A 21870-nucleotide genomic window follows, 5' to 3' on the forward strand; every position below is an offset into this window, starting at 1 on the left:
AAATAGATAATCTGACTGTGAAATCAGGATTTCTCGTCAGATTCCTAATTTTCAGTCGCTTTCTGGTCGCTCTTTGTATCATAAACTATGTCTATCCATATTGCTGCTAAGCAGGGTGAAATTGCTGATAAAATTCTTCTTCCTGGAGATCCTCTTCGTGCGAAATTTATCGCTGAGAACTTTTTAGAAGATGCTGTTTGCTTTAACGAAGTCCGTAACATGTTTGGTTACACTGGGACTTACAAGGGCCATCGTGTATCTGTTATGGGAACAGGGATGGGAATGCCATCAATCTCCATCTATGCGCGTGAATTGATTGTCGATTACGGTGTGAAGAAATTGATCCGTGTCGGAACTGCTGGTTCTTTGAATGAGGATGTTCACGTCCGTGAATTGGTCTTGGCGCAAGCAGCTGCTACCAACTCAAACATCATCCGTAACGACTGGCCACTATATGATTTTCCACAAATCGCTAGCTTTGATTTACTAGATAAAGCCTACCATATCGCCAAAGATCTTGATATGACCACTCACGTTGGTAATGTCTTGTCTTCAGATGTCTTTTACTCAAATTACTTTGAGAAGAATATCGAACTTGGTAAGTGGGGAGTGAAAGCAGTGGAGATGGAAGCAGCAGCCCTTTACTATCTTGCTGCCCAACACCATGTTGATGCTCTTGCCATTATGACGATTTCTGACAGCTTGGTTAACCCAGAAGAAGACACTACAGCTGAAGAGCGCCAAAATACTTTCACAGATATGATGAAGGTTGGTTTGGAAACATTGATTGCTGACTAAAGGTAGGCTATATTCAGAATGATTTCTCTTGTTCTTAAAATGATAACCACCAACAATGAATCAATCCTGAAATAGGTAAGAATAAGGAAATTGAAGAAAGCCTAATTGTGTCAAAGGACCAAAAGTAGTCAGTTAAATATCTAAATCATAATCAAATAAAGTTGAAAGCCTGGTTGACAGAAGCTAAAGGTTTTCAACTTTTTTAGAACAAAAAACTTAAGGAGGGGTAAAATGGATAAAATTGAACAACTACAAGGTATTATTGATCAAAGTCAGAGAATTGTCTTTTTTGGTGGTGCAGGGGTTTCTACAGAGTCTAATATTCCAGATTTTCGAAGTTCTGATGGTGTTTATAGTCTTAAGTTGGGGCGCCATTTTACTGCCGAGCAACTGGTTTCACGCACTATGTTTGAGCGCTATCCAGAGGATTTTTTTGACTTCTACAAAAAGTATCTGGTCTATCCAGATGCCAAGCCAAATTTAGCGCATGATTATCTAGCGTCTTTGGAAAAAACAGGTAAATTAAAGGCGATTGTGACGCAAAATATCGATAGTCTCCATGAAATGGCAGGATCTCAGAATGTTTTGAAATTGCATGGTAGTGCAGATCGAAATTACTGTTTGGGCTGTCATCGATTTTATGATTTGAATGCATTTTTGGCACTTGAAGGTTCAGTTCCTTACTGCTTAGATTGTGGTAAGGTGGTCAAACCTGACGTAACCCTTTATGAGGAACCTCTGGATATGGATGTTTTTAGTCGAGCAGCCCAAGTCATTCAGCAAGCAGATTTATTGATTATTGGAGGAACTTCCTTAGTCGTTTATCCTGCAGCTAGCCTAATCAATTATTTTTCAGGGTCAAATCTTGTCGTTATCAACAAGTCCAGTACTCCTCAAGACAGCCAAGCTGATTTAGTTATCGAAGGTAAGATTGGAGAAGTTTTTTCTAAATTGAGACAATACAAAAACTGGAAGAAGTAGGACTATACTTCCTTCAGTTTTTTTGTATTACGAACTCAGAAACTATGAACAAGGTTCGCTCCATTCCTCAGGGGATCTCATATTTGATTGAGTTCTTCTTGATTGTTGAATAAAATGAAACAGAAAAGAGGCTGGGACAAAAGTCCTAGCCTCTCAATTGTCGAGCAAGACGCAGTGGTTGAGTGGGCTCTACTACGCTGATTTCATCAGCTTTTACAGCCCTACTCAACTGTGCGGATGTGGGATGACGAAATCGAATTCTAACGAATTACCGATTTCTGTCCCACTCTCTTTTTTAGTCATTCAGTCCATGCTGACTTTAATGAAATGTTACTCTATCATTTATTTTTAAGAGCTTTCAAGAAACAATCAATCTCTGCTTGAGAATGGAGAATATGCATCTTTTCTGGGTAAGTATTGTTTAAGTATTGGTATCTATCCCTAGCATTTTTTGTTCGACCATCCCAGAGAATCCAACGAATAAATTCCCAGTTGAATTGCTCGGGGCATCCCTTAGCCATACTTTCTCTCACTTTTCCTCTGTATTTTAAATAGCGCTTAAAGGCTCTTAGCAAACAATTCCAAGCAGAGAAGTTTAAAAAGATGATCTGGTCAGCTTGGTCCATTCTTTCCTCATAACAACACCAAGAGTAATTACCATCAATGACCCAGTTTTCGTTGTTGGCTAGAAAAGTTTTCATTTCGTTCAGCATCCAGTCGCGGTCACTATCTTGCCACCCTGGCTGAAATTGGAGAGTATCCATATGAAGTTTGGGGATAGAGTAGTGATTAGCTAGTTTTTCTGCCAGAGTTGATTTTCCTGATCCAGAATATCCAATGATAGCTATTTTCATAATAATCTCCAGAAAAATTTGCACAAAAAAAGCTCCGAAGAGCTCATTTTGTATGCAGTTAAAGATTAACCAAGTTTAGCTGCAAGACGTGCTTTATCACGGCTAGCTTTGTTTTTGTGGATCAAACCTTTAGTTTCTGCTTTATCGATAGCTGAGCTGGCAGCACGGTAAAGTTCTTCAGATGGGTTTGCTTCAAAAGCTTTGATAGCAGTACGCATAGCTGATTTTTGAGCTGAGTTCTTTTCGTTTTGTTTAACGTTCAATTCAGCGCGTTTGATAGCTGATTTAATGTTTGCCAATGTTCTTACCTCCATTTTTACTAACTATACCATTATATCTGAAAACTTACGTTTTGACAAGGGAAAATTATTTTTTTAAGTAAATTTCATCAATTTCGTGATTTTTAGATTTATGGAGAATGACCTCGGCACGATTTCGTGTCGGTTCAATGTAATTTTGGAGATTGGTGAGGTTGATACTGGTCCAAACTTGGTGAGCAAAATCCTTGACTTCACTAAGAGGAAGTTGAGTGAAACGGTAGTAATAGTTGCCTGGATCATCTTGAGCAAAGCTAAGGAGTTTTAAGAAACGATCCAAATACCAACTTTCAATGTCTTCGACTGCAGCATCGACATAGATTGAAAAGTCAAAGAAATCGGTAATATAGAGACGAGCATTATGTGGATTTTGGAACACATTGATTCCCTCAACAATGACAAAATCAGCAGCTTGAACTCGTTGTTTTTGACCTGGCACTATATCATAGATTTCATGGGAATAAACAGGAATATCAACATCCTGCCCATTTTTAAGTTGGTCTAGGAAATTAAGCAAAGCTTCCATGTCGTAGCTCTCAGGAAAACCTTTACGATTAAGGATATCTTGCTCAATTAAGACACTATTTGAGTATAAAAAACCATCCGTAGTCACTAGTTCAACACTTGCTCCAGGAACGATACGAGACAGCAAAATTTGCAAGAGCCGACTAGTAGTTGATTTACCGACAGCGACACTTCCTGAAACACCAATAATAAAGGGCTGTTTTTTGCTCTCTCTTTGAAGGAAAATGCCTTTTGAGAAGGCAAGGTCTTCTTTGGAACGTTTGTAAATCTGAATCAGATGTGCCAATGGCAGATAGATATCTGTAACGTCTTGAAGGCTAATCTGGTCATTGAAACTCTTAATAGAATCTAACTCTTCCTCGGTCAAGGGAGGAGTTGTTTTGCGATGCAAGGATTGCCAAGTTTCGCGGTTTATCCTTTCAAAATGTAAAAATTCGTTGGTCATTTATTTTCCCCTAGATATTTTGTCTATCATACCATAAAAAGCTAAAAAAATAAAGCGGTTTCTTGAATGTGATAAGTCAGTAGTTTATACTATAAGTAGATAGAGAATGAACAATTTATTGATGAAGTAGGAGCTGCTTTCTCCTGATTTTATCAGCTAATAAAGGGGGCTTTTAGTTCAAAACTCATAGGAGGTGTACTATGAAAATCTTAAAAAGTTACATATTGGAACTCTGTTTTATTTTAAGTTTTGCTTTACCTTTTATAAAAGGAGTCAATGTGGATAATGGTAGACGTTTTGTGGAAATTTATTACGGTTTTACATTTTTAATGGATTATGCCATTGTAACAACTATTTTCATTTGTTCACTCCTCATTGCATGGTTGTTAAGGAAAGGTTGGACAAAATTCCTTGCTGCTGGTAGTTATCTATTTTTGATTTTGTGGATTGCTACAGAGGGTTATTTATTTCGCATGTCAATAGAAGATTTGATACGCCTGTGGACAAGTTTGGAAATCCTGACCCAAACTTATCAGTTTGGCTTTTATCTAAACATCTTCTTGGGAATCCTGTTGATAATTAAGTATTTGAAGGTAAAGCAATAGTAATCAAAATGAATCTGATTATAGACAATAAATTTGTTGTTTTATCCTGACTGTGATACCTTGTAGCTCTCAATGACTTGTCATTCGTTTCCAATAATTGATAGAGATTGAAGAAAAGCGCTTTCTTTGTTAAAATATAAGGGGGAAAACCTATAAAGGAGGTGCTCAGATGAAAACGAGATTAAGAGATAAGATCTTGGTTTTGATCAGCCTATTTGTAGTTGTTTTATGGTTATCACCAAACTGGGTGAATTTCTCCTTTACGATAGGAACTCAGAGCTATAACTGGACCACTTTTGTTTTGTTTATCTTATTACCCCTCATAGGTCTTGGCTACCTTGTGCTAGCTTTCTTTAAAAGAAAGTGCTGGCTCTTCTTTTTTGGTCTTGCTTGCATTTTTGCTTTTCCGATTACCATGGCAGTTGGGAGCTTTTTACTAGGTCCCTAATGTCAATCCGAATTTATATTATTTTTGAGAAAATACAATGTGATTTAAGGGCTTGCTATCTTTGTAAACGATTTACAAATAACTTATTTTTATGGTAAAATAGTGTCATGAGTAAAATGTATTATGCAGAAAATCCAGATGCAGCCCATGATGTTCATGAGCTTAGAGTTGAGCTACTTGGGCAAAAGATGACCTTTTTGACAGATGCTGGTGTCTTTAGTAAAAAAATGATTGACTTTGGAAGTCAGTTGTTGTTAAGATGTTTAGATATTGAAAAAGGTGAAAAAATTCTTGATGTTGGTTGTGGCTATGGTCCGATAGGTTTGTCTTTGGTTAAAGCATATGGTGCCCAAGCAACGATGGTGGATATCAATAATCGTGCCCTGGATTTAGCCCAGCAAAATGCAGTAAAAAACAAGGTTCAAGCGACTATCTTCCAGTCTAATATTTATGAGCAGGTAGAAGGACAATTTGACCATGTCATTTCCAATCCTCCTATACGTGCAGGCAAGCAAGTAGTCCACGAAATCATCGAGAAAAGTATAGACTTTTTAGTAGATGGTGGAGATTTGACGATCGTCATCCAGAAAAAACAAGGAGCTCCTAGTGCCAAAAGTAAGATGGAAGAAGTTTTCGGCAATTGTGAGGTTGTAAAGAAAGATAAGGGATATTATATCCTTAGAAGTGTGAAAGAATGAGAGCAGTAGATCTAATCCAGAAAAAAAGAAACGGCCAAGAACTAAGCTCCAGTGAGATTCAATGGTTGATTGAAGGTTATGTGGCAGGAACTGTTCCTGACTACCAGATGGCCGCTTTTGCTATGGCAGTATATTTTCAGGGAATGACTATAGATGAGATTTCTGACTTGACTATGAACATGGTTAAGACAGGTCAGGAATTTAATTTATCGCCAATCGAAGGCATTAAGGTGGATAAACACTCTACTGGTGGAGTTGGTGATAAGGTAACTTTAATCCTAGCACCCTTGGTAGCTAGTTTTGGTGTTCCAGTTGCTAAGATGAGTGGTAGAGGTCTGGGTCATACTGGTGGGACCATTGATAAGCTAGAATCCATCAAAGGTTTTCAGATTGAACGAAATCAGGATGGATTTATCAAACAAGTTCAGGATATTGGTGTCTCAGTCATTGGCCAGTCCGATCAACTGGTTAAGGCTGATAAATTGCTCTATGCCCTTCGTGATGTGACGGCAACGGTTGATACTATTCCCTTGATTGCTAGCTCAGTCATGAGTAAAAAGATTGCAGCTGGAGCTGACGCCATCTTACTTGACGTTACTGTTGGTGAAGGTGCCTTCATGAAAACAGTGGACGAGGCCCGTGAATTGGCTCAAACTATGGTAAATCTTGGAAAGGCTGTAGGTCGTAAGACAGTAGCAGTCATTACGGACATGAGTCAACCCTTGGGACGTGCCATTGGAAACCGCTTGGAAATACTAGAAGCACTAGAAATTCTTCAAGGTAAGGGACGTGAAGATATTAGTCATTTTATCTGCGAGTTAGCTCAGATTATGCTATCTTTAGCTAATGTTGAAAAAACTGTTGAGGAAGTAAGGCAACATCTTGAAAATGGTAAGGCGCTCCAGAAATTCGAAGAGATGGTTGTAGCTCAGGGTGGAGATTTAGAAGACCTCTATCGTCCAGTAAAGGTTGAGCATGTAGTTGATATTCCTGCTCAGGAGGATGGTATTATCGCAGAACTTCCAGCCATGGAGTTTGGTCTTTTTGCCATGAGATTGGGTGCTGGTCGTGCAGTGAAAACAGACGCCCTTGACTATGAGACGGGGATTGTCTTTGAGAAGAAAGTTGGAGACTTTGTCAGAAAGGGTGAAATTGTTGCAAAAGTATATACAAATGGCAAAATTTCTCCGGAACTAGTTACAGATTTCCAAAAATATGTTAAAATTAAAATAAGTGATGAAGTGATAAAATCGCGTGAAATTATCGAAATCATCTCCTAATTTAAGGAAAAACCGAAATGAAATTAAATAAATACATTGATCATACGCTTTTAAAACAAGATGCAACAGAGGAACAAATTGATCGTTTGCTATCTGAAGCAAGAGAGTACGATTTTGCCAGTGTTTGTGTTAATCCTTGCTGGGTTTCTCATGCAAAAGCTGGTCTAGAAAATACTGATGTTAAGGTTTGTACGGTTGTAGGCTTCCCTCTTGGATCCACAACATCTGCTGTTAAAGCCTTCGAAACCAAAGAAGCTATCCAAAATGGTGCTGATGAGATTGATATGGTTATCAATGTTGGAGCACTCAAGTCTGGGAATGCTGATTTAGTTGAGTCAGATATTCGAGCTGTTGTTGAAGCAAGCGGAGACAAACTGGTTAAGGTTATTATCGAGGCTTGTTTGTTGACTGATGAAGAAAAAGTTCTAGCTTGTCAGCTAGCTCAGAAAGCAGGAGCAGACTTTGTCAAGACGTCAACAGGCTTCTCAACAGGTGGTGCAACCCTACCGGATGTTAAATTAATGCGTCAGACTGTTGGTCCAGACATGGGAGTCAAAGCAGCAGGAGGGGCTCGTTCTTATGCAGATGCTGTAGCCTTTGTTGAAGCAGGAGCTACTCGTATCGGAACATCTTCTGGTGTAGCAATCTTAAAAGGAGAGTTAGCAGATGGCGACTACTGAGTTGATTGATTTAGCGATTGAGACTAGTAAAAATGCCTATGTTCCTTATTCACATTTTCCGATTGGTGCCGTTTTGGTTGCCAAGGACGGAAGTGTATATACAGGATGCAATATTGAAAATGCTAGCTACCCCTTGACCAACTGTGGTGAGAGAACAGCAATCTTTAAAGCTATCTCCGAAGGACAACGTGAGTTTTCAGAACTGATTGTTTACGGTCAAACTGAGAAACCTATTTCTCCTTGCGGAGCTTGTCGCCAAGTTATGGTCGAATTTTTTGAACAAGATCTAAAGGTGACTTTAGTTGCCAAAGATAAATCGACGGTCGAGATGACGGTCGGGGAATTACTTCCATACTCATTTACAGACTTGCATTAGTTAGTCTGCGTCACTCCCTGAGTGACAAGGGTCCTTGTGGCCAATCAATCCATACTTGCAACTTCGTTGCGCATCTTATTTAGGAGGTTCAGTAATGAACAAGAAACAATGGCTAGGCCTTGGTCTAGTTGCAGTAGCAGCATTTGGACTTGCTGCATGTGGTAATCGCTCTTCTCGTAACGCAGCATCTTCATCTTCTGATTTGAAGACTAAAGCAGCTATCGTTACAGATACTGGTGGTGTTGATGATAAATCATTCAACCAATCAGCTTGGGAAGGTCTTCAAGCTTGGGGTAAAGAGCACAATCTTGCAAAAGATAAAGGCTACACATACTTCCAATCAACAAGTGAAGCTGACTACGCTAACAACTTGAACCAAGCAGCAGGAAGCTACAACTTGATTTATGGTGTTGGTTTTGCCCTTCACAATGCGGTTGAAGAAGCAGCGAAAGAACATGCAGACTTGAACTATGTTTTGATTGATGATGTGATTAAAGATCAAAAGAACGTAGCAAGTGTAACATTTGCTGATAATGAAGCAGCTTACCTTGCAGGTGTAGCAGCAGCTAAAACTACTAAAACAAAACAAGTTGGTTTTGTAGGTGGTATGGAATCTGAAGTTATTTCTCGTTTCGCAGCTGGTTTCAAAGCTGGTGTTGAGTCAGTTGACCCATCTATCAAAGTACAAGTAGACTACGCTGGTTCATTTGGTGATGCCGCTAAAGGTAAAACAATCGCTGCAGCTCAATACGCTGCAGGTGCAGACGTAATCTACCAAGCAGCTGGTGGTACTGGTGCAGGTGTCTTCTCAGAAGCTAAATCTTTGAATGAAAGCAAAAACGAAGGCGAAAAAGTTTGGGTTATCGGTGTAGACCGTGACCAAGTTGAAGAAGGTAAATACACTTCTAAAGATGGTAAAGAATCAAACTTCGTGCTTGCTTCTACTTTGAAACAAGTCGGAACAACAGTTCAAGATATTGCAAACAAAACTGAAAAAGGTGAATTCCCTGGCGGTCAAGTGATCGTTTACTCATTGAAGGATAAAGGGGTTGATCTAGTAACAACTAACCTTTCTGAAGAAGGTAAAAAAGCTGTTGAAGATGCAAAAGCTAAAATCCTTGATGGAAGTGTAAAAGTTCCTGAAAAATAATGGATGAAAGTCATTTCTTAGGGGAGCGGCCTGTGGCCGCTTCTTTAAGAATTGAGACAAATTGTTTTGTCTCAATAGAGCTTGCTAAGTTTCTTTAGCAGGTTTTATTGAAATAAAATAAAACTCTGAAAGGAAGAGTACATGGCACACGAAAATGTCATTGAGATGCGTGAAATTACCAAAGTTTTTGGTGAATTTGTCGCTAACGACAAGATTAACCTTGAACTTCGTAAAGGTGAAATTCATGCACTTTTAGGAGAAAATGGAGCTGGTAAGTCCACTCTTATGAACATGCTTGCAGGGCTTCTAGAACCAACTAGTGGTGAAATTGTGGTTAACGGTCAAGTTGTAAAACTAGACTCGCCATCAAAAGCAGCTAGCCTAGGAATTGGGATGGTTCACCAGCACTTTATGTTGGTAGAGGCTTTCACTGTTGCTGAAAATATCATTTTGGGAAGCGAATTAACCAAAAATGGAGTTCTAGATATTGCTCGAGCAAGTCGAGAAATTCTTGAATTATCAGAGCGTTATGGACTAGCTGTAGATCCTTCTGCCAAAGTAGCAGATATCTCTGTTGGGGCTCAACAACGTGTTGAAATTTTGAAGACACTTTATCGTGGTGCCGATATTCTTATCTTTGACGAACCGACTGCCGTTTTAACACCATCAGAAATCGATGAGTTGATGGCTATCATGAAGAACTTGGTCAAAGAAGGCAAATCAATTATCTTGATTACCCACAAGTTGGATGAAATTCGTGCAGTTTCTGACCGCGTTACAGTTATCCGTCGTGGTAAATCAATCGAAACAGTTGAAATTGCGGGTGCGACTAACGCTGACTTGGCTGAGATGATGGTGGGACGTTCTGTTTCCTTCAAAACTGAGAAGCAAGCACCACAACCTAAAGAAGTCGTTCTTTCCATCAAAGACTTGGTTGTTCATGAAAACCGTGGCGTTCCTGCTGTTAAAAATCTTTCACTCGATGTTCGAGCTGGTGAGATTGTCGGAATTGCCGGAATTGATGGAAATGGTCAGTCTGAATTGATCCAAGCTATCACAGGACTTCGTAAGATTGAGTCTGGTAGTGTGGAATTGAAAGGCCAGTCCATTGTAGGATTGCATCCACGTCAAATTACTGAACTGAGCGTTGGTCACGTTCCGGAAGACCGTCACCGTGATGGTTTGGTCTTGGAAATGATGATTTCTGAAAATATCGCTCTTCAAACCTACTATAAAGAACCTCTTAGCAAGAAGGGAATTTTAAATTATACGAATATCCTTGACTATGCAAAAAAATTGATGCAGGAGTTTGATGTTCGTGCTGCTAGTGAGATTGTTCCAGCTTCTGCCCTTTCTGGAGGAAATCAACAAAAAGCAATCATCGCTCGGGAGATTGATCGAAATCCTGATCTCCTTATCGTCAGCCAACCAACTCGTGGTCTGGATGTCGGTGCCATTGAGTACATTCACAAACGCTTGATTGAAGCACGTGATAATGGTAAGGCTGTCCTTGTAGTCAGCTTTGAGTTGGATGAGATTTTAAATGTCTCTGACAGAATTGCCGTTATCCACGATGGTAAGATTCAAGGGATTGTGACACCAGAAACAACCAACAAGCAAGAGCTTGGTGTCTTGATGGCTGGTGGTAACTTGGAAAAGGAGAAGAGTGATGTCTAAAAAATTACAACAAATTTCGGTTCCCTTGATTTCTGTTTTCCTTGGAATCTTGCTTGGAGCCATCGTTATGTGGATTTTTGGCTATGATGCCATCTGGGGCTATGAAGAATTGTTCTATACAGCCTTTGGTAGTGTTCGTGGTATTGGTGAAATTTTCCGTGCTATGGGTCCGTTAGTCTTGATCGCTCTAGGGTTTGCAGTTGCAAGTCGTGCTGGCTTCTTTAACGTTGGGCTTCCTGGGCAAGCCCTCGCGGGTTGGGTTCTTAGTGGCTGGTTTGCCCTGACTCATCCTGATATGCCACGTCCTTTGCTGATTCTCGCAACCATTATCATTGCGCTAGTTGCAGGGGGAATTGTTGGTGCGATTCCAGGTGTTCTTAGAGCTTATCTTGGAACATCTGAGGTTATTGTTACCATCATGATGAACTACATTGTTCTTTATGTGGGAAATGCCTTTATCCACCACTTCCCTAAAGAAATTATGCAAAGTACTGACTCATCCATTCGTGTTAGTGCCAATGCAACTTATCAGACACCATGGCTTGCTGAACTAACAGGAAATTCTCGTATGAACATCGGTATTTTCTTTGCTATCATTGCAGTCGGAGTTATCTGGTTCTTGCTTAAAAAGACAACTCTAGGTTTTGAAATTCGTGCAGTTGGTTTGAACCCAAATGCGTCTGAATATGCAGGTATTTCAGCTAAACGCACCATCATCCTATCAATGATTATCTCAGGTGCCCTTGCAGGTCTAGGTGGAGCAGTAGAAGGACTTGGAACCTTCCAAAACGTTTATGTTCAGGGTTCATCATTAGCGATCGGCTTTAACGGAATGGCGGTTAGTCTACTCGCTGCAAACTCACCAATTGGAATTCTTTTTGCGGCCTTCTTGTTCGGAGTACTTCAAGTTGGAGCACCTGGTATGAATGCTGCACAAGTGCCATCTGAGCTTGTAAGTATCGTTACAGCCTCAATTATCTTCTTTGTCAGCGTTCACTACATCATCGAACGCTTTGTCAAACCAAGAAAACAACTTAAAGGAGGTAAATAAGGATGTCGATTACAACAATGCTAACCCTTATGGTTTCTTCAATGTTGATTTACTCAGCACCACTTATTTTCACAAGTATCGGAGGCGTTTTCTCTGAACGTGGTGGAGTTGTTAACGTTGGACTTGAAGGAATCATGGTCATGGGTGCCTTCTCTGGAGTTGTTTTTAACCTTGAATTTGCACAAGATTTGGGAGCATTAACTCCTTGGTTGGCTCTTCTAGTTGGTGGATTAGTCGGAGCTATCTTTTCACTGATTCACGCAGTAGCTACAGTTCATTTTCGTGCTGACCATGTTGTCAGTGGTACCGTACTTAACTTGATGGCTCCAGCCTTGGCGGTTTTCTTGGTGAAGGTGCTTTATAACAAGGGACAAACGGATAATTTAACGCAAACATTTGGACGTTTTGATTTCCCTCTTTTGGCTAATATCCCAGTTATCGGAGATATCTTCTTCAAGTCAACAAGTTTACTTGGTTACCTAGCAATTGCCTTCTCATTCTTAGCTTGGTTTATCCTCTTTAAGACTCGCTTTGGACTTCGTCTTCGTTCAGTTGGTGAACACCCACAAGCAGCAGATACTTTGGGGATTAATGTCTACAAGATGAGATATCTTGGAGTTGTGATTTCAGGTTTCCTTGGAGGAATCGGTGGAGCTATCTACGCTCAGTCAATTTCCGTTAACTTCTCAGTTACAACCATCGTTGGACCTGGATTTATCGCACTTGCTGCTATGATCTTCGGTAAATGGAATCCTGTTGGTGCTATGCTTTCAAGTCTCTTCTTTGGACTATCACAAAGTTTAGCAGTTATCGGTTCTCAACTTCCTTTCTTGCAAGGAGTTCCAGCCGTTTACTTGCAAATTGCACCATATCTCTTGACCATTGTCGTTCTAGCAACCTTCTTTGGTAAAGCAGTTGCACCGAAGGCGGATGGTATCAACTATATCAAATCTAAATAAACACAAACGAGGTTGGGAAAAATCCCGACCTCGTTTTTTAGTATTTGAAATGAAACTCTGGCGAAAACTTCATTTTTTTGTTCCATCATCTGCTCTATTTTTTAGGGTTTTGATGGGTAAGATTTAGTCCCCAAGGAACAAGATTTTCTGTTTTATTACGAATACGATTGATATTATCTTTGTGGCGGATAATAATTAAACCTGCGAGAGCTAGGATAATCGCTACGAATAATAAATCGTAACTTGGAAGTAGGAAACCGATAAGTGGAAAGAGAATCACCCCAAGTACAGCAGCGAGAGCAGCAGTAACACTAGAGAGAGAAATCATGCTGCCTAGATAAAGGGTTCCGAAGAAGACTACTGCTAGATAGAGGCAAAATAGAGGAGCAAATCCGAAAATAACTCCAGCACTGGTTGCGACAGCTTTACCTCCCTTAAATCCTGCAAAAATTGGGAAAGTATGCCCGATTACGGCTAAGAGACCAAAAATTAGAGGAGAGATTCCTTGTACATGGAAGATAAGGGGAAGTAGGGTTGCGATGGTTCCTTTGAAAAAGTCAATCACGAAGGTTGCCATACCCGCTTTCTTACCTAAAATACGGAAGGTATTGGTTGTTCCAGTATTGCCAGAACCATGTTCACGTATATTTATCTTAAAGAAGGCTAGTCCAATCCAAAGTCCTGAAGGGATAGAACCCAATAAATAAGCTAAAATTAATAATACTATTGTCATCATGCTTCTATTATACCATGAAATAGGAGAGAAACGGAAAGGAATCTTTTCTCATTTTGTGACATCTGATTCTTTATGTAAGTAGAAAATTTTTCTCATGAGCACTATTGTTCGGAAATTAAGGCTAAAGTTTTAAAAATTCATGAAAGTTTCTGAAATTCCTTGATTTTGTGTTTATTTATGCTATAATGAGAACAATTATTTTTAGGAGGTGGAGTATGTCTTACTTATTCGAGATATTACCAAGTTTATTGAGCGGTGCGACAATGACCTTACAAGTTTTTGCACTGGTCTTACTTTTTTCAATCCCTTTAGGCATTTTGGTTGCCTTTTGCTTACAGGTCCATTGGAAACCCCTCCATTACATGATTGATATCTATATCTGGGTGATGCGCGGGACACCCTTGCTCTTGCAACTAATTTTTATTTATTATGTCCTACCAAGTATCGGAATTCGACTCGACCGAGTACCAGCAGCCATTATTGCCTTCACGCTTAATTATGCAGCCTATTTTGCAGAAATATTCCGGGGTGGGATTGCAACCATTCCTCAGGGGCAATACGAAGCAGCTAAGGTTTTGAAATTTAATCCTATTGATACCGTTCGTTATATCATTTTGCCACAGGTGACCAAGATTGTCTTACCAAGTGTATTTAACGAGGTTATGAGTTTGGTTAAGGATACTTCTCTGGTCTATGCACTCGGTATTTCAGATTTAATCCTAGCTAGTCGAACTGCGGCCAATCGTGACGCTAGCTTGATTCCAATGTTTCTAGCAGGAGCTATTTATCTGCTTATGATTGGTATCGTTACAATTCTAGCTAAGAAACTTGAGAAGAAGTTCAGCTACTATAGATAGGAGGTTTTCCATGTTAGAGTTAAGAAATATCAGCAAAAAATTTGGAAAAAAAGAAATTTTATCCAATTTCAGTTTAACAATTCCTGAAAAGCAGATTTTGGCTATCGTTGGTCCTTCTGGTGGTGGAAAGACAACCTTGCTCAGAATGTTAGCTGGACTTGAAACTATTGATTCAGGAGAGATCTTTTATAATGGAGCATCCCTACCATTGGATGAACTTGAGAAGCGTCACTTGTTAGGTTTTGTTTTTCAAGATTTTCAGCTTTTTCCTCACTTATCCGTTATGGAGAACTTGATCTTGTCACCTATTAAGACTATGGGAATGTCTGAAGTAGACGCAAAGAAGAAGGCGGCTGACTTACTCGCTCGTCTAGGGCTTGAAGCTCACGCAGATGCTTATCCATACTCATTATCTGGTGGTCAAAAGCAACGGGTTGCCTTAGCACGTGCAATGATGATAGATCCAGAAGTGATTGGATATGATGAACCAACGTCTGCCCTTGATCCAGAGTTGCGTCTCGAAGTTGAAAAACTGATTTTACAAAATCGAGACTTAGGCATGACGCAGATTGTCGTGACCCACGACCTCCAGTTTGCAGAGAATATTGCTGACCAGATTCTCAAAGTAGAGCCTAAGTAGGAGGTGTCTATGAATCGAAAGAAAATCAGCCTTGTTTTGGTATTCTTTCTGGCTTTTTTCCTTGTAGGATGCACACAAAAAGCTAGCAATCCTAAAGTAGATAATTGGGAAAAATACCAACAACAAGGAACAATTACTATCGGATTTGACAATACTTTTGTTCCTATGGGCTTTGAAGAAAAGAATGGGCAATATGTTGGATTTGATATTGATTTAGCCCAAGCCGTTTCTGAGAAACTGGGGTTCAAGGTACAGTTTCAACCCATTGATTGGGATATGAAGGAAACAGAACTTCAAAACGGCACTATTGATGCAATTTGGAACGGCTATTCAGCAACAGATGAACGCCGTGAAAAGGTTGCTTTTACAATTCCTTATATGGAGAATCAGCAGGTTCTCGTTTCTAAAAAATCGCAAAATATCCAATCAGTGTCTGATATGACAGGCAAGGTTTTGGGAGCCCAAGCAGGTTCCTCTGGTTATATAGATTTTGAAGCTCAACCGGAACTCTTAAAAAATATTGTAAAAGATAAGAAGGCAAACCAATATCAAAGTTTTACAGAAGCCTTGATTGACCTGCAAAATGATCGGATTGATGCCCTCTTAATAGACCGTGTTTACGCCAATTATTATCTTGAAACTGAAGGAATTTTAGACCAGTATGAGATTTTTTCAGCTGGTTTTGAGAGCGAGTCTTTTGCAGTTGGAGTGAGACCAGCTGATAAGACCTTGTTAGCGAATTTGAATCAAGCTTTTGTGGAATTGTATCAAGATGGAAAATTCCAAGAAATTAGCCAAAAATGGTTTGGTGAAGATATTGCAACAAGTCAAGTTAAAGGAAAAGAAAACTGAGACTCTCGTCTTGGTTTCTTTTTTTGAAGAATAAATAATTGAGTTCAAACCTGCTCAATTAGAAAAATTTTGCAAAATCCCTAGAAAACCTGTAAAATAGTAAAGATGAACGAATAGGAGGTTCCTTGTGTCAAAAAAGGAAATCAATATTAACAATTATAATGATGATGCCATTCAGGTGCTAGAAGGGTTGGATGCGGTCCGTAAACGTCCAGGGATGTATATCGGATCGACCGATGGTGCTGGTCTCCACCACCTAGTCTGGGAAATCGTCGATAATGCGGTCGATGAGGCCTTGTCTGGATTTGGTGACCGGATCGATGTGACCATTAATAAAGACGGAAGTTTAACGGTTCAAGACCATGGACGTGGAATGCCGACTGGAATGCACGCTATGGGAATTCCAACGGTAGAGGTTATCTTTACCATCCTTCACGCCGGAGGGAAATTCGGTCAGGGTGGTTATAAGACATCAGGAGGTCTCCACGGGGTTGGATCTTCTGTCGTCAATGCCCTCTCTAGTTGGTTAGAGGTAGAAATTACTCGTGATGGGGCTGTTTACAAACAACGCTTTGAAAATGGAGGCAAGCCAGTTACCACTCTAGAAAAGGTTGGGACTGCACCTAAGTCTAAGACAGGTACTAAAGTTACCTTCATGCCAGATGCCAGTATTTTTTCTACGACAGACTTCAAGTACAATACCATTTCAGAGCGTCTCAATGAGTCAGCCTTTCTTCTGAAAAATGTAACCTTGTCATTAACGGATAAGCGAACAGACGAAGCAATTGAATTCCATTATGAGAATGGTGTGCAGGATTTTGTTTCTTACCTCAATGAAGACAAGGAAACCTTGACGCCAGTTCTTTACTTTGAAGGTGAAGACAACGGTTTCCAAGTGGAAGTAGCCCTCCAGTACAATGATGGATTTTCAGATAACATCTTGTCCTTTGTCAATAACGTCCGTACCAAAGATGGTGGAACGCATGAGACAGGACTTAAGTCTGCTATTACCAAAGTCATGAATGACTATGCGCGAAAAACTGGCCTTCTCAAAGAAAAAGATAAAAACCTAGAAGGTTCGGATTACCGTGAAGGATTAGCGGCTGTTCTTTCTATCCTAGTTCCCGAAGAACATCTTCAGTTTGAAGGACAGACTAAGGATAAACTAGGAAGTCCACTAGCTCGTCCAATCGTTGATAGTATTGTTGCTGAAAAACTGACTTTCTTCCTTATGGAAAATGGGGAATTAGCTTCAAATCTTATTCGTAAAGCTATCAAGGCCCGTGATGCTCGTGAGGCGGCCCGTAAAGCGCGTGATGAGAGCCGAAATGGTAAGAAAAATAAAAAGGACAAGGGCTTGCTTTCTGGAAAATTGACGCCAGCCCAATCTAAAAATCCTGCAAAGAATGAACTCTATCTAGTCGAGGGAGATTCTGCCGGAGGTTCTGCTAAACAAGGTCGTGACCGTAAGTTCCAAGCTATCTTGCCTCTTCGTGGTAAGGTTATCAATACAGCCAAGGCCAAGATGGCGGATATCCTCAAAAATGAAGAAATCAACACCATGATTTATACCATCGGTGCTGGTGTAGGGGCAGATTTCTCCCTTGAAGACGCTAACTATGATAAGATCATTATCATGACCGATGCGGACACCGATGGTGCCCACATTCAAACCCTTCTCTTAACCTTCTTTTATCGCTACATGCGTCCTTTAGTCGAGGCAGGACATGTCTATATCGCCCTTCCTCCTCTTTACAAGATGTCCAAAGGTAAAGGAAAGAAAGAAGAAGTGGCCTACGCTTGGACGGATGGCGAGCTAGAAGAACTTCGCAAGCAGTTCGGTAAAGGTGCAACACTCCAACGATATAAAGGTCTTGGTGAGATGAACGCGGACCAACTCTGGGAAACAACCATGAATCCAGAAACTCGTACCCTCATCCGTGTCACCATTGAAGACCTAGCTCGCGCCGAACGCCGAGTCAATGTCCTCATGGGTGACAAGGTTGAACCACGTCGTAAGTGGATTGAAGATAATGTCAAGTTTACGCTGGAAGAAGCGACAGTGTTTTAAGAAAGTATAGGAAATATTATGGTGAGACAGAATTATTTTGAGTTTATTAAAAGTATGCGCTTTGATGCTAAGAAAGAAATAGACATAGTAAAAAAAATACTGCAAGAAGACATCTATATAAAAAATTATAAAACTAATCTTCAGGAATTTTTTTCCGATGGATATAAAAAGTATTATCCAGTGGAGAAGAAAGGACAGCATGTTACATTTGAAGAAAAATTTACAGTCATTTACCAACGTTTTACCAGTGTTGATTGCCTTTATACTGTTTTTGAATTTATTTTAGATTTATATTCAGAAATAATAAATAAAGATAAATTTGCAAAAAACTATGTGACGTCTAAAGAACTTGAAGAAATAGATGATTATTCAGGTTGGATTCCTGAAACTGATGATCAATTTGAAATCTTGGCTGAAATGAGAGATCATACTTCTCTAATGGATCAATATGACAAGTTACGTCAAAGAATATTGTATTCTCTAGATAAAACAAATCATGAATGGAAAACTCTACAAGATGGTAATATAATTATTGTTGAAAAGAATGTTTATGCCTCGGAAGTTTCTCAGATTGTATCTGAAACTAGTATTGAAGATGCGATAAAGGTTTTAGAATATAATCATTTTTTAAATAAGGGAAATATACAGCGTAAGAAAGAAATACTTCTTTCTTTAGCAGGCTATTTGGAGCCATATCTCAAGGAGTTTGAACATCCTGAAACACTACCTAAAGAATTAAAGGATATTTATAATGAATTAAAAATAGTGTTACAAACAAAAGGGACTGAAACGGATAAGAAAGGCAAAAAGATTCCTAAGAAAATTGCTGTTTTTGATAATCTTTCTGAGATGTATAACAAAGGAGGGTTAAGACATAACAACGATAAGCAATATCATCTAAATATGAATGATGAGGAATTGGAACAATGGTATGATAATATTTATTCTTCCACCTTGTTTGTGATTCTCAGTCTGGAGATGGGAAGAAATTTGTCTAAGTTGAATGAATTGAAAAAGAAATGACTTCATCCCACACGAATAATTATCTTTTCCAGTTTTTAAACAAGAAAGCCCACCTGAAGAATATCTTGTCTAGTGGGAAATAACTCAAAACACACATGTGTGCTTTGAGTTATTGGAGTAAAATACGAATATTTAGATATGTTCTGATTTTTTTTAGAGCAAAAACTTAAAAACATATTATTGAAAGAGGAGTTTTATGAAAAAGAATATGGCATCACGAGTTTGACTGTACGTAATTTATAAAACAACGAATTCTTCCAACTTTTATCTGAGAGTAAGGACGAGTTGGAGGCTTTTACAAAAGCCAATAAGTCTGAGCAGGTTTACGCAACGAAGCTTGGGGATATGGAGAAACTTCTTGAAACTTTGCAAGCTGGTTTGCACCGTTCCAAGGCCAGTCAAACGGTGGCTAGTCTGGAAGCGTCTGATCGTGAGCGTGATGATGCGCTTTCTACCTTGACTGGTTTGGTCAAGGCCTTCTCTCGTGTGAAAGAGGCAAGTAGCAAGGAAGCTTACGAAAAATTCAGCAAATTTTTCAAAAATTATGCTGGGATAACGAGTATGAGCTACGAGAAAGAGACAGAAGCTATTAACCATTTGCTCAAGGAGATAAAAGACACTGACTACCAAACTGCCCTTGCAACCCTGCATTTGACAACTCATGTAGAAACCTTGACAAAGGCGCAGGCTCAGTTTGAGAAAGCCTATAAGGAGCGCTTGGCTGAGCAAAAGGGCAAGGCATCTAGTCAAAACAAGGAAGTCCGAGTGAAACTGCAAGAAATCTATGACTTCCTTGTGGATTTTACTGCAATCAACGCTTATGCTTATCCAGATAAAAAGCAGTATGCCGATCTCCGTGACCATCTCAACGCTATCCGTAGTCGCTATAAAAAACGCAAACCTGCTATGAAGGTAACGGAAGCAGTGGGGAGTATTAATTAAGTCTGACAGATTTGGAGGAATAGAAGATGATTATCAGACCTGCAAGCAGAAAAGATTGTCAAGCTATTTATAGCCTTTATCAAAGTGAAAAATGGATTTCTTTTACAGAGGAAAAAGTGACATCATTATTTTCAACAAATCTGTCCCATTACTTGGTAGTTGAAGAGAACCAGAAAATCCTTGGTTTTGCCCGCTACTTGACAGATGAAGTGATGACGACCTTTTTAGCTGAAATAATTATTGATAAATCCCACCGTAGAAAAAGACTGGGACAGCAGCTGATTGAGGAGATCCACAAAAATTATCCTTTGACACGGATTGAATTAATATCTGAAGCAGATGGATTTTATCGGTCAATAAGTTTTAAACCTGTTGGTACAGGATTTAGAAAATCTGAATGAAAGAGACAGCCAATGACGCTTGACAACAAACTGGGTCTGACAGATTCGCTTGAACTAGCCAAGATGGTTATGCGACGGAGGCTGCCCAAGCCTGTCTAGACTTTGCTTTTCAGCAAGCTGGCTTGTCAGAAGTTTACTCTTTTACATCCTTACTCAATCAACTTTCGCAAAAAGTCATGCAAAAACTGAGCATGGAATTTGTCAAAGAATTTGATAATGAAAAAGCTCCAGCAGACAGTCCGGTTTATAGACATGTCCTTTACAGAATCAAGAGTTTCCACTAAAAAGGCAGGTATTCCCATGAGAACTGAAACTGAAATGATGAATCTGATTTTACAAATAGCTGAAAGTTTAAAAGTCGATGCTGTCGCTTTATCGGGTTCTAGAACAGATGATCAAGCACCAAAAGATGAGTTTCAGGATTACGACGTAGTCTATGTTGTGGACGACTTAGACACTCTAACAAGCAATCTTGCTTGGTTGGACTCCTTTGGCACACGTATCATTGAGCAACATAATGTCCTAGGCAACCGTCGTCTCTATCTCATGCTTTTTGAAGATGGGAATCGCATTGATCTAACTATCTGTCCTAAAGAACACATCAACGAATGGGTGGATAGTGAGGCAGGATTCACAGTTTTAGTAGACGAGAAGGGCTTGTTCGAGTCCTATTCTCCCAGTTCTCAGCGCTTCTGGACAAGTCCAGCTAGTGAGACGGATTTTGAAAAATCTTGCAATGAATTTTGGTGGGTGTCAGCCTACGTGGTTAAAGGAATTTATCGCAAGCAAATCATCTATGCAACGGACCATCTCTATGGTATTTGTCAGCAAGAACTCTTGAAAATCTTAGCTTGGCAGGTCGCAAGAAATAGAGGATTAGTCGACATCGGTAAGAACTACAAGTACCTCTTTAACTACTTGCCTTCTGAGAAGGAGAAGGAATTCTCTGCTCTTCTTGATTTCTCAAGTTTATACAAAATCACTCAGTCTTTATTAGCAACCATGGAATTTTTCCATCAAGAAGCTCAATATCTTGCTCAAAAGATGGGATTTAAGTATGAAAAAGAAGTGGCTGAGAAGATGATGAGATATGCTGAGGAAAAACTTCTAAATCACTTAGAAAATAAAGAACACAATTCAAAACTTTAAACTACAGAGAGGATAGTTTAGTTATATAAAGTAACTGAAATCCTTTTCTATAAAACCTACTCTACATTCTTTGAAAGGAGTTGAACACGCCCTAAATGCTGGGTGAAAACTCCTTATTACTAACTGATGCAACAAATTTTAAACACATTAAATTACAGAAAGGATAGTTTGGTTATTTATAGTAACTGAATACGAGACTAATTTCTGTAAAGTATCCTTCACTGTATAAAAACCTACTCTACATTTTTTGAAAGGAGTTGAACACGCCCTAAATGCTGTGTGAAAAAGATAAATTCTCTTGTGAGCATCGCTCACTGTAAGAATTTCCTATTTTCACTTTGCATTTTACGGGCTT

At 39.4% G+C, this 21870-nt stretch carries 23 protein-coding genes and 2 pseudogenes; 21 read left to right on the top strand and 4 right to left on the bottom strand.

All coding sequences use genetic code 11. The features are described 5' to 3' along the window. Positions 1-87 precede the first annotated feature (87 nt). Together deoD and O3611_RS05000 are read left to right on the top strand one after the other, a co-directional pair. Complete coding sequence (gene deoD / locus O3611_RS04995; RefSeq protein ID WP_075231957.1) at positions 88-798, top strand: purine-nucleoside phosphorylase; 711 nt, start codon at positions 88-90, stop codon at positions 796-798. A gap of 231 nt (positions 799-1029) precedes the next feature. Further along, the gene (locus tag O3611_RS05000) at positions 1030-1779 is read left to right on the top strand and encodes an NAD-dependent protein deacylase (RefSeq protein ID WP_371607999.1); all 750 of its coding nucleotides are present in this window, start codon (positions 1030-1032) and stop codon (positions 1777-1779) included. A gap of 338 nt (positions 1780-2117) precedes the next feature. Here the strand turns inward: O3611_RS05000 and O3611_RS05005 are convergent, their stop codons facing one another. The 3 genes from O3611_RS05005 to coaA form a co-directional block, all read right to left on the bottom strand. Beyond that, positions 2118-2633 carry a DNA topology modulation protein gene (locus tag O3611_RS05005; protein ID WP_371608000.1) on the bottom strand — a complete coding sequence of 172 codons (516 nt, stop codon included), beginning with the start codon at positions 2631-2633 and terminating at the stop codon, positions 2118-2120. 65 nt (positions 2634-2698) lie between these two features. Then, the gene (gene rpsT, locus O3611_RS05010; RefSeq protein ID WP_029689628.1) at positions 2699-2947 is read right to left on the bottom strand and encodes a 30S ribosomal protein S20; all 249 of its coding nucleotides are present in this window, start codon (positions 2945-2947) and stop codon (positions 2699-2701) included. 52 nt (positions 2948-2999) lie between these two features. Further along, a complete protein-coding gene (gene coaA, locus O3611_RS05015; protein ID WP_371608001.1) occupies positions 3000-3920 on the bottom strand; it encodes a type I pantothenate kinase in 921 nt (306 codons plus the stop codon). 200 nt (positions 3921-4120) lie between these two features. Here coaA and O3611_RS05020 point away from each other — a divergent pair, with 200 nt between their 5' ends. The 10 genes from O3611_RS05020 to O3611_RS05065 all read left to right on the top strand — a co-directional run bounded on the left by O3611_RS05020 (position 4121) and on the right by O3611_RS05065 (position 12844). Continuing rightward, complete coding sequence (locus O3611_RS05020) at positions 4121-4525, top strand: hypothetical protein (protein ID WP_371608002.1); 405 nt, start codon at positions 4121-4123, stop codon at positions 4523-4525. Positions 4526-4694: 169 nt separating this feature from the next. After that, entirely contained in the window at positions 4695-4973 is a 279-nt protein-coding gene (locus O3611_RS05025; RefSeq protein WP_371561098.1) for a 1,4-dihydroxy-2-naphthoate prenyltransferase, read from the top strand. 107 nt (positions 4974-5080) lie between these two features. Next, positions 5081-5671: a class I SAM-dependent methyltransferase gene (locus O3611_RS05030; RefSeq protein ID WP_371608003.1), complete on the top strand. Its 591-nt coding sequence runs from the start codon at positions 5081-5083 to the stop codon at positions 5669-5671. Beyond that, a complete protein-coding gene (locus tag O3611_RS05035) occupies positions 5668-6951 on the top strand; it encodes a pyrimidine-nucleoside phosphorylase (protein ID WP_371608004.1) in 1284 nt (427 codons plus the stop codon). Before O3611_RS05030 ends, O3611_RS05035 begins: the two co-directional genes overlap by 4 nt. A gap of 17 nt (positions 6952-6968) precedes the next feature. Next, positions 6969-7631, top strand: coding sequence for a deoxyribose-phosphate aldolase (gene deoC, locus O3611_RS05040; RefSeq protein WP_371608005.1), 663 nt, complete (start codon positions 6969-6971; stop codon positions 7629-7631). Then, on the top strand, positions 7618-8007 hold the full coding sequence (locus O3611_RS05045) for a cytidine deaminase (RefSeq protein ID WP_000246080.1): 390 nt from the start codon (positions 7618-7620) through the stop codon (positions 8005-8007). Before deoC ends, O3611_RS05045 begins: the two co-directional genes overlap by 14 nt. A gap of 94 nt (positions 8008-8101) precedes the next feature. Next, a complete protein-coding gene (locus O3611_RS05050; RefSeq protein WP_045763743.1) occupies positions 8102-9157 on the top strand; it encodes a BMP family protein in 1056 nt (351 codons plus the stop codon). A 141-nt stretch (positions 9158-9298) separates the two neighbouring features. Next, positions 9299-10834, top strand: coding sequence for an ABC transporter ATP-binding protein (locus tag O3611_RS05055; protein WP_371608006.1), 1536 nt, complete (start codon positions 9299-9301; stop codon positions 10832-10834). Continuing rightward, complete coding sequence (locus tag O3611_RS05060; protein WP_371608007.1) at positions 10827-11885, top strand: ABC transporter permease; 1059 nt, start codon at positions 10827-10829, stop codon at positions 11883-11885. The genes O3611_RS05055 and O3611_RS05060 overlap by 8 nt, the downstream gene beginning before the upstream one ends. A 2-nt stretch (positions 11886-11887) precedes the next feature. Then, complete coding sequence (locus O3611_RS05065) at positions 11888-12844, top strand: ABC transporter permease (RefSeq protein WP_371608008.1); 957 nt, start codon at positions 11888-11890, stop codon at positions 12842-12844. 94 nt (positions 12845-12938) lie between these two features. On the opposite strand, the gene plsY is transcribed toward O3611_RS05065, so the two are convergent. Beyond that, on the bottom strand, positions 12939-13580 hold the full coding sequence (plsY, locus tag O3611_RS05070; RefSeq protein WP_371608009.1) for a glycerol-3-phosphate 1-O-acyltransferase PlsY: 642 nt from the start codon (positions 13578-13580) through the stop codon (positions 12939-12941). Between the two features lie 215 nt (positions 13581-13795). On the opposite strand from plsY, the gene O3611_RS05075 reads away from it, so the two are divergent. The 9 genes and pseudogenes from O3611_RS05075 to O3611_RS05115 all read left to right on the top strand — a co-directional run bounded on the left by O3611_RS05075 (position 13796) and on the right by O3611_RS05115 (position 21515). Further along, positions 13796-14437, top strand: a complete 642-nt coding sequence (locus O3611_RS05075) for an amino acid ABC transporter permease (protein WP_006153198.1) — start codon at positions 13796-13798, stop codon at positions 14435-14437. Between the two features lie 10 nt (positions 14438-14447). Continuing rightward, complete coding sequence (locus tag O3611_RS05080; protein ID WP_371608010.1) at positions 14448-15077, top strand: amino acid ABC transporter ATP-binding protein; 630 nt, start codon at positions 14448-14450, stop codon at positions 15075-15077. 9 nt (positions 15078-15086) lie between these two features. Further along, the gene (locus O3611_RS05085) at positions 15087-15929 is read left to right on the top strand and encodes an amino acid ABC transporter substrate-binding protein (RefSeq protein WP_371608011.1); all 843 of its coding nucleotides are present in this window, start codon (positions 15087-15089) and stop codon (positions 15927-15929) included. Between the two features lie 127 nt (positions 15930-16056). Further along, a complete protein-coding gene (gene parE, locus O3611_RS05090; RefSeq protein WP_371608012.1) occupies positions 16057-18000 on the top strand; it encodes a DNA topoisomerase IV subunit B in 1944 nt (647 codons plus the stop codon). 18 nt (positions 18001-18018) lie between these two features. Continuing rightward, the gene (locus O3611_RS05095; protein WP_371608013.1) at positions 18019-19023 is read left to right on the top strand and encodes a hypothetical protein; all 1005 of its coding nucleotides are present in this window, start codon (positions 18019-18021) and stop codon (positions 19021-19023) included. Positions 19024-19203: 180 nt separating this feature from the next. Then, positions 19204-19965, top strand: a pseudogene (locus tag O3611_RS05100) (DUF6261 family protein). 26 nt (positions 19966-19991) lie between these two features. Next, positions 19992-20366, top strand: coding sequence for a GNAT family N-acetyltransferase (locus O3611_RS05105; protein WP_371608014.1), 375 nt, complete (start codon positions 19992-19994; stop codon positions 20364-20366). Positions 20367-20431: 65 nt separating this feature from the next. After that, positions 20432-20650 (top strand): annotated as a pseudogene (locus tag O3611_RS05110) (GNAT family N-acetyltransferase); the annotation flags it as partial. Positions 20651-20666: 16 nt separating this feature from the next. Beyond that, a complete protein-coding gene (locus O3611_RS05115; protein ID WP_371608015.1) occupies positions 20667-21515 on the top strand; it encodes an aminoglycoside 6-adenylyltransferase in 849 nt (282 codons plus the stop codon). Positions 21516-21870 lie beyond the last annotated feature (355 nt).

This window comes from Streptococcus sp. 27098_8_91, from assembly GCF_041432385.1.
Lineage (GTDB): Bacteria > Bacillota > Bacilli > Lactobacillales > Streptococcaceae > Streptococcus.